General features: G+C 37.5%; 13 protein-coding genes. 4 read left to right on the top strand and 9 right to left on the bottom strand.

Annotation, left to right across the window (positions count from 1 at the left end):
* The first annotated feature begins 121 nt into the window (after positions 1 to 121).
* Both RCG21_RS06750 and RCG21_RS06745 read left to right on the top strand, forming a co-directional pair.
* Positions 122 to 1,360 (top strand): MerR family transcriptional regulator, encoded by a 1,239-nt coding sequence (locus RCG21_RS06750; protein ID WP_133337511.1) that lies wholly within the window; start codon positions 122 to 124, stop codon positions 1,358 to 1,360.
* A 315-nt stretch (positions 1,361 to 1,675) separates the two neighbouring features.
* Positions 1,676 to 3,130: an IS1182 family transposase gene (locus RCG21_RS06745; RefSeq protein ID WP_308913020.1), complete on the top strand. Its 1,455-nt coding sequence runs from the start codon at positions 1,676 to 1,678 to the stop codon at positions 3,128 to 3,130.
* 184 nt (positions 3,131 to 3,314) lie between these two features.
* On the opposite strand, the gene RCG21_RS06740 is transcribed toward RCG21_RS06745, so the two are convergent.
* The 3 genes from RCG21_RS06740 to RCG21_RS06730 form a co-directional block, all read right to left on the bottom strand.
* The gene (locus tag RCG21_RS06740) at positions 3,315 to 3,839 is read right to left on the bottom strand and encodes a DoxX family membrane protein (protein WP_133337513.1); all 525 of its coding nucleotides are present in this window, start codon (positions 3,837 to 3,839) and stop codon (positions 3,315 to 3,317) included.
* Between the two features lie 227 nt (positions 3,840 to 4,066).
* Entirely contained in the window at positions 4,067 to 4,582 is a 516-nt protein-coding gene (locus RCG21_RS06735; RefSeq protein WP_133337515.1) for a YehS family protein, read from the bottom strand.
* Positions 4,583 to 4,819: 237 nt separating this feature from the next.
* A complete protein-coding gene (locus RCG21_RS06730; RefSeq protein WP_133337633.1) occupies positions 4,820 to 6,193 on the bottom strand; it encodes a DHA2 family efflux MFS transporter permease subunit in 1,374 nt (457 codons plus the stop codon).
* A 277-nt stretch (positions 6,194 to 6,470) separates the two neighbouring features.
* On the opposite strand from RCG21_RS06730, the gene RCG21_RS06725 reads away from it, so the two are divergent.
* Both RCG21_RS06725 and RCG21_RS06720 read left to right on the top strand, forming a co-directional pair.
* The gene (locus RCG21_RS06725; RefSeq protein ID WP_308913019.1) at positions 6,471 to 6,623 is read left to right on the top strand and encodes a CarD family transcriptional regulator; all 153 of its coding nucleotides are present in this window, start codon (positions 6,471 to 6,473) and stop codon (positions 6,621 to 6,623) included.
* Positions 6,624 to 7,133: 510 nt separating this feature from the next.
* Complete coding sequence (locus tag RCG21_RS06720; RefSeq protein ID WP_372512749.1) at positions 7,134 to 7,481, top strand: hypothetical protein; 348 nt, start codon at positions 7,134 to 7,136, stop codon at positions 7,479 to 7,481.
* Between the two features lie 63 nt (positions 7,482 to 7,544).
* Here the strand turns inward: RCG21_RS06720 and RCG21_RS06715 are convergent, their stop codons facing one another.
* The 6 genes from RCG21_RS06715 to RCG21_RS06690 form a co-directional block, all read right to left on the bottom strand.
* Positions 7,545 to 8,000 (bottom strand): MarR family winged helix-turn-helix transcriptional regulator, encoded by a 456-nt coding sequence (locus RCG21_RS06715; RefSeq protein WP_133337635.1) that lies wholly within the window; start codon positions 7,998 to 8,000, stop codon positions 7,545 to 7,547.
* A gap of 145 nt (positions 8,001 to 8,145) precedes the next feature.
* Positions 8,146 to 8,853, bottom strand: coding sequence for a response regulator (locus RCG21_RS06710; protein WP_133337517.1), 708 nt, complete (start codon positions 8,851 to 8,853; stop codon positions 8,146 to 8,148).
* A complete protein-coding gene (dcuS, locus tag RCG21_RS06705; protein ID WP_308913018.1) occupies positions 8,831 to 10,453 on the bottom strand; it encodes a DcuS/MalK family sensor histidine kinase in 1,623 nt (540 codons plus the stop codon). Before dcuS ends, RCG21_RS06710 begins: the two co-directional genes overlap by 23 nt.
* A 135-nt stretch (positions 10,454 to 10,588) precedes the next feature.
* Positions 10,589 to 11,338, bottom strand: a complete 750-nt coding sequence (locus RCG21_RS06700) for a sulfite exporter TauE/SafE family protein (RefSeq protein WP_372512592.1) — start codon at positions 11,336 to 11,338, stop codon at positions 10,589 to 10,591.
* 144 nt (positions 11,339 to 11,482) lie between these two features.
* Positions 11,483 to 12,730: an NADP-dependent malic enzyme gene (ystJ, locus tag RCG21_RS06695; protein WP_133337521.1), complete on the bottom strand. Its 1,248-nt coding sequence runs from the start codon at positions 12,728 to 12,730 to the stop codon at positions 11,483 to 11,485.
* A 267-nt stretch (positions 12,731 to 12,997) separates the two neighbouring features.
* The gene (locus tag RCG21_RS06690; RefSeq protein ID WP_133337523.1) at positions 12,998 to 13,597 is read right to left on the bottom strand and encodes a TetR/AcrR family transcriptional regulator; all 600 of its coding nucleotides are present in this window, start codon (positions 13,595 to 13,597) and stop codon (positions 12,998 to 13,000) included.
* Positions 13,598 to 13,633: the final 36 nt, after the last annotated feature.

Genomic DNA, 13,633 nt, shown 5'->3' with positions numbered 1-13,633 from the left:
GTATAATTAGTTTAATAAATAGGGTTAACACAATTGCAAGCGCTATTTTTAATGAATTTATGATAAAAAAGTGGAGTAACTCCATTTTTTGTTTTAACGGAATCGAGCAGGAGGAATCTCTATGAAGATTGGACAGTTCGCTAAAGACTTTAATGTTTCAATTGATACAGTAAGACATTATATTGACAAAGGACTATTGATTCCCGAAAAAATAAACACACAATATCAGATGAACACCATCTGTCTTGAAGATATGGCATTGATTAATGAACTTAAGTTGTATCGATTTTCGTTAAAAGAAATTCATAAAATCTTATCTCTTAAACGATTAACAAACAATGGGAATAATGAAGATATGAGCTACTTTAGAAACTTGCTCGTTGAAAAAAAGAAACAGCTAATTGAAGAGAAGGATCAAATATTGAGGGCAATTCATTCTCTTGATGCAAAAATTAATACGGAGACAAATGAGAATATCGAACAAGATAATAAGAAAAAGGGTGTTCCATTACTTTTTGTTCCAGTCCTTTCTTGTCCCTATTGCCAAAGTGGATTAAGTTTGCAAAATGCCTCCATACTTGTGAATCAAATCTTTGAAGGGAATCTGTATTGCAGCTGTGGCTATCAAACGGAAATCAAAGATGGCATTCTGTTCACAAACAACCTCCAGTCGTCCCCTTTTAAATATTCCATTTATGAGATTGATGTCGAGAAATGGAATCCTAGTTTTGTAAGTTTAATTGAAAAAAGTAAATTATGGATGTACAACGAATTAACCCAACATCAAATGGAAAATAAAATGGTGCTAGAAACAAATATTGAAATTTTGATGATGTTGCCAAAATATCTTTCTTCCCTTTCTAAAAATACATCCTATATTTTTACGTGTTACTCTCTTGAAACGATTAAAACATTAAAGCAAAGCATTGAAAAACTTCATCCAGATTTATCGGTATTATACATTGTCAATAGTGATTTACATCTACCACTAGCACATCATTCGATCGATTTTTTCATCGATAGTTTGTCTCTTACTCAGTATTCCTTGATTTATAAGGAATCACCGATTCAAATTTTAACCAAGTATCTAAAAGATAATTCTTACATAATAGGGAATGCTGTTTTTTATGAAGCGAATTCAAAATCATTGAAAAGAATTCAAACAATCTATCCGACGCCAAACCCGAAGGCATTACAACTAAACTTGTTGGAAGAAGAATTGCATGAACATCATCTCACTAACCTTATTAAGGAAATAGTAGGCTTTACGAAAAACCCTGGCAGCTATTTCTCCTATCATGATGAAAATGAAAAAATGAACTTATTGGCGTACAAAGCAGCATATTCGACTGCAAAATAAAAAAAAATCCTCACCAATTAGGGAAGGCACTGAAAAAGTCCCTTAAATTTAGGTGGTATCTATAACTTGGCTGTTGATTTCCGCTCCAGGCGCTTCGCTTTCCGCGGGCGTGCCGGTGAGCCTCCTCGGCGCTTTAGCGCCTGCGGGGTCTCCCCAGCCCCGTACTCCCGCAGGAGTCTTCGCGCCTTCCGCTACAATCAATAGAGTTCTTTTTACCTAGGTTAAATTTTAAAAAAGGTATAATACCTCTTTGTTAGAGGAATTATACCTTTTTTGTTGTACTTTTATAGTATCAATCTCAAACGGGTGGGTACTATGATACAAAATCAACAATCAATGATTTTCAGTCCATATATGGATATTTATGATTTAGTTGTACCGAAGGATAATCTTTTGCGTAAAATAAACGATTCAGTTGACTTCTCTTTTATTTATGAAGAACTTAAGGATAAATATTGTCATGTAAATGGTCGAAACGCTATCGATCCTATTCGCATGTTTAAATATTTATTCTTAAAGACCGTCTATGACCTATCTGATGTGGACGTGGTGGAGCGTTCAAAATACGATATGTCCTTTAAGTATTTTCTTCGTATGGCTCCGGAGGAGCCGGTAATTGAACCAAGTTCCTTAACCAAGTTTAGAAAACACCGTTTAGAAGATATAAACCTTTTGGACATGCTTGTTAATAAAACCGTTGAAATTGCAATCGAAAAGGAGATCATTAAAAGCAAATCGATTATTGTAGATGCCACCCATACCAAAGCCCGCTACAATCAGAAATCACCTAGAGAATATTTGATGGACCGTTCTAGAAATCTGAGGAAAGCCGTATATAAGATAGATGAAAATATGAAAGATAAGTTCCCTGCTAAAAACACTTCAGATGATCTGGAAAAGGAAATCGACTATTGCCATATCCTCATCGAGGTAATTGAAAATAAAGATACCCTAACCCAGTATCCTAAGGTGAAGGAACAGTTAAACCTTTTAAAAGAAACAATTGCTGACGATATTGCACATTTACAGATTTCCGAAGATATAGATGCAAAGGTAGGGCATAAAACTGCCGATTCATCGTTTTTTGGATACAAGACTCACATTGCAATGTGCGAAGAAAGAATTATTACAGCCGCAACAGTTACAACAGGAGAAAAGAATGACGGAAAGCAATTAGAAACACTTATTGAAAAAAGCATTAAAGCGGGGGTGAAAGTTGAAACTGTTATTGGTGATACAGCCTATTCGGAAAAAGGTAATATCGAATATACCAATGAAAATGATATAAAATTAGTAGCCAAGTTAAACCCATCTGTAACGCAAGGTTTTCGTAAAAAAGAGGACGAATTTGAATTCAATAAAGATGCTGGAATGTACGTTTGTAAAGCTGGTCATATGGCTATAAGAAAGGCACGCCAAGGTAAAAAGGGTGTAGCTGTTAATCAAGTTGACACTTATTATTTTGATGTAGAAAAGTGCAAAAACTGTCCATTTAAAGATGGTTGTTATAAAGAAGGCGCTAAAAGTAAAACTTATTCTGTGACTATCAAATCAAATGTCCATACTGAACAGGAAAATTTTCAAGAAAGCGACTATTTTAAGGAAAAGTCGAAAGAACGATATAAAATAGAAGCTAAAAATAGCGAACTAAAACACAGACACGGGTATAATGTTGCGAAAACCTCGGGTCTATTAGGCATGGAATTGCAAGGTGCAATGGCTATCTTTACAGTAAATTTAAAAAGAATATTGAAACTAATAAACCAATAATAAGGGGGAAATAGGCCCCAATACACACAAAAAACGACTCAGAATTCAATTCTGGGTCGTTTTTTGATACACATTTTAATCTCTCCAAACAAATCCGAAGGATTTTCAGTGCCCTCCCAATTAGGTGAGGATTTTTTTAGCTTAATTCCAAAATTAAACTTGTTCTATAAAATGGTTTTACAATTTAGTCATTCTCCAACTTTAATATTGTCAGCGTTTTATTTCTATTAAATGATATTTGGCGAATAAATGGAATCACCCAGCGATCAAGACCGAGTTTTCCGGCGTTAAATCCCGCAAAGAGGATGATAACTCCTAGTAAAATATCCATTGGATTAGAAGAAATGGTTCCAGCAATCAGATAAGAGAAGTTCATTAAAAGACCGAAGAACATCGCAGCAGTTGTTAAGCAGCCCAAGATTAATCCTAAACCAACTAAAAACTCTCCTGCAGGAATAACCTTATTAAAGACATCAACATTAGTCAACGCTACATGTTTTAAGAAGTCAACATACCATCCAAAGACAACCGCCCCGTCCGGTCCTTTAACCGGGTTGGCAATCGCTCCTTTTAAGAATCCTGAAGCATCGAAACCACCACTTAATAATTTTTGCCAACCTGCAGTAATCCATACAGAACCAATATATATACGAAGAACTGTTAAGAAACCCGATGCTATTTTGTTTTGTCTTAACCAATCTACTACCATTTGCAACACTCCCTAGGAAATTAGTTTAAAGTACCTCCTTAACTTAACAGATTTATTTTGGCAAAAGGGGGGTTTGTTCATGATTTAATATTCTCTTAAAGACAACTTAAATAATTTATAATTTTTAAATATTTGTTACACAAATGTAGTGGAAACTCCATTTTATAGGTAAAAGAAATATGATGATATTAAAAAAGCCTCACCAATTAGTGAGGATCTTTACCTTATTATCTGTATTGAATTGCTAATCCCTTTAAGAAATTTCTAGCAAATTTATCCCCACACACTTTGTAATTTTTATGTCCTTCTTTTCGTAATAGTGCGCTTAATTCTCCTTTTGTAATCGTAACACCTGCATCTTCTAATATTTCAATCATATCCTCACTTGTTAACGATAGTGCAATTTTTAACTTCTTTAGCAATACATTATTAACACTTCCATGATCTTTAATAGTCATGGCTGGTCTGTCCGGCTGTCCAGGTTTTGGGTCTTGTTTTCCTCTTTTAAAGATTATAAGTCCATTTAAAAATGATTCGAACATGATATTATTGCATTTGATAGTATTTTCATCTTCCTCTATATCTCCATCATTGTAATCGTCCTTTGATTTTGTTAGGACCTTTAGCACTTCTTCCTTTGTTAATTCAATGCCGCCAAGTTTAAATATCTCTACCATATCTGTATTTTTAATATCTAGAGCATATCTTAATCGAATTAAGATATCATTATTTGTCATACTCATTATGAAACCTCCTCATACAATCCTTACTATTATATCTCCAGCTCTCGCCATTATAAAGGGATCACTAGAATAATTTAGTTTGCCTGGTAGCAGAAAGCATTAACAGCAAAACAAATTATAAACAACAAAAAAACAAGGTGACATTCGATTTTGCACCTTGTTTTAAATGTTTTATAAGCTAAAACTTTGTTTGTCATTTAACTTGTACCATTAGTAACAATGGTTACGAAAGAGCTCTTAGATAACAGCATGTAAAGAGTTGGGCTTTTTGATGAATAAAGACAGTACAGCATTCAGCACTGCTAATACTAAACTGATTGTAAACACCAGTGAAGACCCTGCTGCTGCTGCTTGTGTTGATTCATTCGCAATGTCCACTAAGTAACTATTCTCTTTAGCTGAGAAAATCGATACCATTACGGCAATACCAACTGCTCCGGCTACTTGTTGGATGGTTTGAGTTAAAGCAATTCCGTCTGGATAATACTGTCTCGGTAGAGAATTTAGCGTGTTTGTTTGGACATTCGCAAGTACCGCCCCTATACCTAACATCATAACAATATGTGTTATCACAACCATCCATAAAGCCTTGTCTAAATCGAATTGTGTATAGAAAACATAACCAATCGCAACTAAAATGGTTCCAGGTGTAATGATTGCTTTCGGACCATATTTGTCAAATAAACGGCCAATGGTTGGAGCTGAAATACAGTTAAGCAAGCTGCCTGGCAGAAGAATAAGACCAGTTGTAAATGCAGCAATTAATAACGCCATTTGCATATACATTGGTAGAATGACCAGCATGGACAACATATTAAAGAATGTTATAAAACTCATAACGATACCAAGCACGAATTGTGGGTAATGAAATGCTTTTAGGTTCAGCATAGGAGTTTCCATTTTCGTTTGACGAATCGCAAATAGAATGAGTGACGCAAATCCAATAACGATGCATCCAATAACCGTTGAACTTATCCAACCGAGGTCACCAGATACACTTACTCCGTAAACAATCCCACCGAAACCAATCGTCGAAAGAATAACAGATATTGCATCAATCGAAACCTTACGGATTTCATTTACATTCGGTAAATACACGAGCCCGAAAATAAGCGAGAACAATAAGAATGGGACGGTAACCCAGAAAATCCAATGCCATGATAATGTATCCAATATTAGTCCTGCTAAGGTTGGACCCAGCGCCGGGCCTGCTAACATCACTAAGCCCATGACCCCCATGGCCGCACCTCTTTTATTTGGAGGGGAGATCGTAAAAATAACATTTTGTGTTAAAGGTAAAGTAATCGCTAATCCTGCTGCTTGTATGATACGCCCCAACAATAAAAAACTAAATACGGATGCCGCTGCCGCTAAAATCGTACCGATAATGAATAGAGTTACAGCTGTAATAAACATTTGACGTGTTGTAAACTTTTGCATCAGTATACCCGTGACCGGTACTAAAATTCCTAATGTAAGAAAATAAGCTGTTGCCAGCCATTGAATCGTCGTTGCATTGACATGGAATATTTGACTTAAATCTCCTAAGGCAATATTTAATGCCGTTTCACTAAAAAGACCAACAAATCCTGCAACTAAAAGAGCAGCCATGATCGGGCCTGTTTTAATTTCTTGTTTCGGGATTAGAACTTTGTGAATTTGATGTTTCTCTATCGATTCTGTTTTGATTTGTGTATTCACTTATTAAACTCCTTCAATAAAAATTTCTGCTGAAAAGATTTTTTGTGATTTCGATTATCAGCGGGTATCCATTTCCGTAGTACACCCCCACATACTAACGGACCTGTTAACTATATCAAAAATTTTTCAAAATGGTCAATTAGGTTGACAATATTTTTTTATTCAGTTATTATCAACTTAGTTAACAATGTATATAGGGAGTGAGCAAATGTTTAATATTGGAGATTTGATCATTTATTCCGGACATGGCATTTGCCGAGTTGATGATATTTGTGAAAAAACAGTTTCGGGTATTACAAGAACGTATTATGTGTTACATCCTATGGAGAATAATCATTAATTAACCATAAGTACTCCTGTTAATAATGATAAAGTGGATATGCTTAAAATTATCCATCAGTAAAAATGTCCTTCCAAAGCAGGTGGAAGGACAAAAATAGAAGCAAGCCCAGTAAAAGTGTCCTTCCAAAGCAGGTGGAAGGACAAAAATAGAAGCAAGTCCAGTAAAAATGCCCTTCCAAAGCAGCTGGAAGGACATAAATAGAAGCACGCCCTGTAAAAATGTCCTTCCAAAGCAAGTGGTAGGACAAAAATAGAAGCACGCCCTGTAAAAATGTCCTTCTAAAGCAGGTGGAAGGACAAAAATAGAAGCAAGTCCAAAAAAAATGTCCTTCCAAGACAGCTGGAAGGACAAAAATAGAAGCAAGCCAGTAAAAATGTCCTTCCAAAGCAGGTGGAAGGACAAAAATAGAAGCAAGCCCCAAAAAAATGTCCTTCCAAGACAGCTGGAAGGACAAAAATAGAAGCAAGCCAGTAAAAGTGTCCTTCCAAAGTAGCTGGAAGGACAAAAATTGAAAAAGGCCAAGAGGAAGCCAATGAAATCCTTGAATCTTTCAAATATCCAGGTATAAAATGGGCTGACAATCCTAGCACACGTTTAAATTTATATTCCGATACTGTGAATACAGGTGATAGAAAAGAGATTGCTAAAGTTGTAAATACACTCATGGGGAAAAAAATCGAAGCTGAACTTCATGGAAAAAAACTTTATGAACAAGATCGTAAACTTTTGAACAATACACAAAATATACTATTTAAAGAATTAGCAATTTCATTGAATACCACTTTTGAGGAAATAAATGAAATGGTCATAAGGTTGATTAAAGAACATAAGCAGGAAAAAATTTTCACCATCTAAAAAACCTCCTCTTCGTCAATCATCTTGACAAAGAGGAGGTTTTTCTTATTTCAACACCCTTTGTTATTCGATGCCCCAATCTAACTTTAATAAATCTTTAAGAATCTTTACTTGCTCAACACCTAATTTTTCTGCAATTTTATTCTCAAGTTGGGCTTTTAGAAACTCATTTTTTTCGTAGCAATCTTCCCCTAAAGGCGTTAACTGGATACACTTGTCTTTCTTGTTATTTTCGACATTATTGATTTCGACTAATCCTTTTGCAGACAGATTTTTGATAAACTTATGGATCGCCTGGCGCGAAATTTCTACATTTTTTGTAACATAGGAAATGGTAGGCCGCTTTTTATAAATCCTGGCCATGATATACCATTCCGAATTTGAAATATAAATCTCACTTTTATTGTTCCATGCTTTCTCTGCGATTTTCCGAACCAAACTATGACGCTCGCTGATTAAATCTATAAGATCCAAATTTTGTAATTCAGAGTTTGAAATCAATTGATTCACTCCAATCATCATCTTCGCCACCAACTATACAAAATCCGCTATTCGAAGTCAATCTAGTTGACTAAATAGGTATGATGCAGATACGGCCCTACAACCTCGAGGTGCTGGACGCTTGCGCAGGAAATATAAAAAAAGTAAGCAGTCTTTATACTGCTTACAGATAGTTTTTGATGAGATGTTCTTTAAATCGGTTAAATTCATGCTGATAAACAGGTCTGCCGACAGTACCATAAATCACTTTTACATCCAGAATGCCGATTTCTTTTAAAAAATTTAAATATTTCCGTACGGATACGCGAGAAATCCCAATAAGGTTTACAATATCCTCAGTTGAAAATGGTGCATCCTTTAGCTCCTCAATCGCTTCCCAAATTTGTTTCAAAGTATCTTTTGTTATCCCTTTTGGAAGTTCCTCAATCAGCGTTCTATCCTCGCGGTGCAAAAGCTGTGTATCAAGCACCTCCTGGTTGGCCACAGGCTGTGTTTGAATAACCGTTACTTGATCTTTATAAGATGACAATGCCATGTTAAACCGTTCAAATTCAAAAGGCTTAATTAAATAATCAACAACACCATATCTTAGCGCCTTTTTGATCCGCTCCATATCCGATGCAGCCGATATGATTATAACATCTGTCTCTTTATCCTTTTCACGAAGATAGGTTAACAGTTCCAGACCTTGTTTGCCCGGCATAAAAATATCCAATAGAATCAGATCGATCTCTTGTTTTTCCAATAAAGGTATTGCCTCATTCACTGATGGTGCCATTGCGGTTAATCTAAATCCCTCCACTTGCTCAAGGTATCGTTTATTTAATTCCGCTACCATAGGGTCATCTTCAACAATCATCACGGTGATCATTCTGCTGCTCCCCCCTTACTTTATACGGTATATATACGGTAAAGACGGTTCCCTTTCCACGTTTAGATGAGAGAATTAATTCGCCTTCCAGCTTGTTAATTGCTTGTGTGACAAGATACAGTCCTAGCCCCCGATTTTCCCCATTGGTGGAAAAGCCCTTTTGAAAAATTTGGTTTTGTAACTCTTCACCCATCCCTTTTCCCGTATCTTTTACTTCAATGGTTAAAATATCATCTCCATAATCAAAGTCTACGGCTATTTTTTTGGTTGGACAATCATTTACAGCTTGGATCGCATTATCGACTAAATTTCCTACAATGGTAATCAGTCCATGGCTAACATTAGCATTCGCCGGCAGCGGAAGCGGGAGATCACAGGAAACTGATAATTCCACGCCTGACTCTCTAGCGTAACTCAACTTTCCAATGATAAATCCGGCTAGCACAGGATCCTTTACCTTATTTGTCACAAAGCTGAATTCACTTTTACGGTGACCTACCATTTCATTAATGTAGTCAACGACTTTTTCATAATACCCCATATGGACCATTCCCATAATTACATGGAGCTTATTCATGAACTCATGTGCCTGGGCCCGAAGTGCATCAGCGTATATCCGCACTCCTGTCAATTGTTCAGCAAGCAGTTGCATTTCTGTCTTATCACGAAAGGTCGCAATTGCTCCTACTTCTTTATTGCCAACAATAACGGGGACCCGATTGATTAATAGGGTAATGCCATTTAAATTTTGTTCTTCATCCAACTCGGTTTTACCTTTTTTTAATAGATCGCTTAAGCGGTGGGAGGACATATACTCCTCTATACTTTTACCAATTGGATTTCCTTGAAGGCCTGCTTTTTCAAACAACTTTAAAGCCGCCCGATTTACGAGAGTTACCTTCGACTCCTGATCAACAGCGACAATACCCTCGTGTACGGATTGCAGCATAGCACTACGTTCTTCCAATAACTTAGATATCGCAAACGGCTCAAGTCCTAGTAGGATTTTTTTAATATACCTAGCTAGAATAACCGCCCCTAATATACCAATTAAGATGCCTATCACCGTCCCGATGTAGACCCCTGTTCGGCTCTTATGAACGGCCTTTTGAACATTATTCAAGGAAATCCCAACAGCTACCGCACCAACCTGTCTCCCAGCTGCGTCTTTTATTGGCGTAAAATAGCGTAAGGACGGTTTGAGGGAACCTTTTGAAATAGAAGTATACTCTTTTCCTTTCAGAACAGGCCCCTGATCCCCGCCTTTAAAGGGTTTCCCTACCATTTTAGATTCAGGATGAGACTTACGAATCCCATTCATATCCATCACTACAATAAAGTAGACTTTTGTTACCTTTCTCATTTCATTTGCAAACTTTTGGATTTCCTTTTCATCCCGTTTTCCACTCAATGCCTCAATAACAAGTGGACTATGTGCAACCATCCGTGCTATATTTCCCGCTTTTTCTGCCTGACTCTCCTTCGTCCCTGAGGCCACCCTCGAACTAATAAGCATGTCCGTTATTAAAAGCGAAAGTGCAACCACCACACATACGAAAACAATAATGACCGACTGTAAGCTCCATCTTCCTTTTTTCATATTCCCCTCCATCGCATCTGGCAGGCTTCCCCAACATTTCATACTAATTCTAGTATGTCGGTAAATCTCTTAGAAAACACAAAAAGGCCGCGAAGCTTCCTGTTAGGAGTTACTTCGCAGTCTTTTAGGTCGTCTTTACTTTATTAGCAGAATGGCCCCTGCCACAATGGGTGTAAGAACCATCGCACTTTTTAATACCGGTTGTGGAGCTAGTCCCGTAAACTTTGCCCCGGCATATGAACCAATCATCGTTCCTGCTACCACTTCCAGTAACAATCCGAAGTCGAGTAACCCCTCGAAGTAGTAACCAACTCCTCCTGCCAATGCAATTGGTAAAATCACAAGCATGGTTGTACCTACAGATTGTTTAAGCGTGAGACCCATGATGACCAAAAGCCCAATTTGGATGAAGGGTGCAGCACCAATCCCAAATGTACCAGATAACAAGCCAGTAATAATTCCTACAAAGGCGGCTTTCCTAATATGAAGATGATCTGGGACAGTCTTTTTGATATTACCCGTTATTTTTTGAACCATAAACAAACGTACCAAAAGAATAACGGCGGATAGAAACAACATCCCAGCTGTTAACCAATGCATGGAATGTACTGGAATTAAGCTGGCCAGCTTTGAACCAAAATAGGAAGCCACTGCCCCAAAACATCCAACTATAAGTCCTGTTTTTACGGAAATATTCCCTTGACGGAAATGACTATAGGCTCCTGACAATGTTGTAAATACCATTGCTGCAAGCGATGTACCTAAAGCGGTATGAATCGGAACTCCAAACAAAACCGTTAGGATCGCAATGATAAAGCCGGATCCTCCTGCCCCGACAAATCCTAGTAAACCCCCTAAACCAAACATCGTAAGCGCAATCGCCAACTCTTTCCCCTCCGCGTGTTACAACCTTATGATCCTGGTGTCAATCAATCCAAGATAGACCATTTTTCTATTATACTAAAACATTTTACAATCATAATTTTAAAAACTATCCCACAGCAGAGGTGAGATAGTCCACTAAAAAAACTATACAAGCACTGGTTCTTTTTCGTTAACCTGCTCTAATAAACGATGCTTGATTTCTTCCGGATTGATATTTCTTTGAGCAACCCCGCTTTCCATTGCAGCAGATGCAACGGCTGCGGCTACGTGCGCTGCAACCCTCGGATCAAATGGATCCGGAATCACATAATCTGCATGAAGTTCTATATCAGAAATTAAATCGGCGATCGCATAAATTGCCGCAAGTTTCATTTCTTCATTAATTTCTTTTGCCCTAACATCTAATGCTCCACGGAAAATTCCTGGGAAAGCAAGCACATTATTGACTTGATTCGGAAAATCGGAACGGCCTGTTCCTACTACAAGTGCTCCTGCTTCCTTTGCTTCATGCGGCATAATTTCCGGTACCGGATTGGCCATCGCAAAAATAATTGGATTACGCTTCATCGAATGAACCATTTCCTTCGTTACTGCCCCTGCTGCCGATACACCAATAAATACGTCAGCACCCACAAGGGCATCTGCTAATGTTCCTTGTTTTATCTCACGATTAGTTATTTGCGCCATTTCTTCCTTGAATGGATTCATTCCCAATGTCCGGCCTTCATAGATAATCCCTTTTGTATCACATAAAATGACATCCTTCACTCCCATATGTAATAAGAGTTTCACGATCGCTACACCGGCTGCACCGGCACCATTGACAACTACTTGGATGTCTCCAATTTTTTTATCTGCCAGCTTTAATGAATTAATTAAACCTGCTACTGTTACAATCGCAGTCCCATGTTGATCGTCATGAAAAACAGGAATATCACAAACTTTACGCAGGCGGTCCTCAATTTCAAAGCATTGCGGTGCGGCAATATCCTCCAGGTTGATTCCCCCAAAGGTTGGTTCAAGCAGTTTAACCGTCTCCACTAATTTTTCGGTATCCGTTGTTGCTAGACAAATAGGAAATGCGTCCACATCCGCAAAGGATTTGAATAGCACGGCCTTTCCTTCCATTACCGGCATTGCCGCTTTTGGTCCGATTTTTCCAAGCCCGAGAACCGCTGTTCCATTTGAAACTACCGCAACAAGATTCCCCTTTGAGGTATAATCATAGACCTTAGTTTCATCTGCATGAATGTCCAAGCAAGGCTCGGCCACACCAGGAGAATAGGCTAAACTTAAATCGTTTGCATTCTGTACGGAAACTTTTGAATAAATCCCAAGCTTCCCTTGATTTTCCTTATGCATTTTTAATGCTGCATCTCTTAAAGTTGACATTTGATGTTCCCCCATAAAAGTTTATTGTAGCGATGTTTTAACAATGTTTATAATCCCACCGAGGTAAACGTTTCCAATTTAAGTGACCCCTTGTTTTTCTACCTATATCTTAGTCTCCTCAGACACATTTTGATAGATTTTGTAATTAAAAAAAGCAAATGATTCAGAATATGGTTTTCCAACACCGTTTTCTGTTCTTTTTTACACTTTACATATTAGCACCAAAAGAAAATGCGATTCTTAGTTATGAAAGAATCGCACTTAATGTCAAATAAATGTTGCCCAAATCAGTTCTAAAATCTCTTCAGGTAAATACCCCCGCACTTCCCTTTGAAATAAATAGGAATCACTTTTTATAGCGGCAAGTAACATATCTGCTCTAAAAACATTATTCGGTTTACCTTCTTTTGTTGCAGCCATCTCATCAAATAGACCAACAAAATATTGATGCAACTCATGATATAACGGGCCTGGTGTTCCCGACTTCGATTGTTTGGCAGACTCGAATACTTCTACACCTTTAAGCAATTGTGACTTGCTTTCCCTAAAACGAATAAATATGCTAAGAATTCCTCTTAATCGTTTACTTGGCGGCTCTTTCTGGTTTTCCTCCAAATACGCTTCCATATCCTCAAAGCATAAAACAACATTATCTTTAATTAAATCTAAACATATTTCTCCTTTATTTCTGTAACGGCGATAGAGCGTCCCCGGTCCGATTTGAGCTTCTGAGGCAATTTGATTCATACTAACTTGTTCAACACCAAATTGTTCAAATAGACTAGAAGCCGTATCTAAAATGCGCTGCCGATTCTCGGCAGCATCTCGTCGTTCTATCCGTTTGTAGATGATATTCCCGTCCTTCATTATTTTCACTCCCCTTCATTTTAAGATAAGTAAATT

The organism is Bacillus salipaludis (assembly GCF_030938565.1).
Classification (GTDB): Bacteria; Bacillota; Bacilli; order Bacillales; family Cytobacillaceae; genus Neobacillus; species Neobacillus salipaludis_A.
The sequence above is the reverse complement of the archived record's forward strand: the minus strand, read 5'-3'. Positions and strand labels throughout refer to the sequence as shown.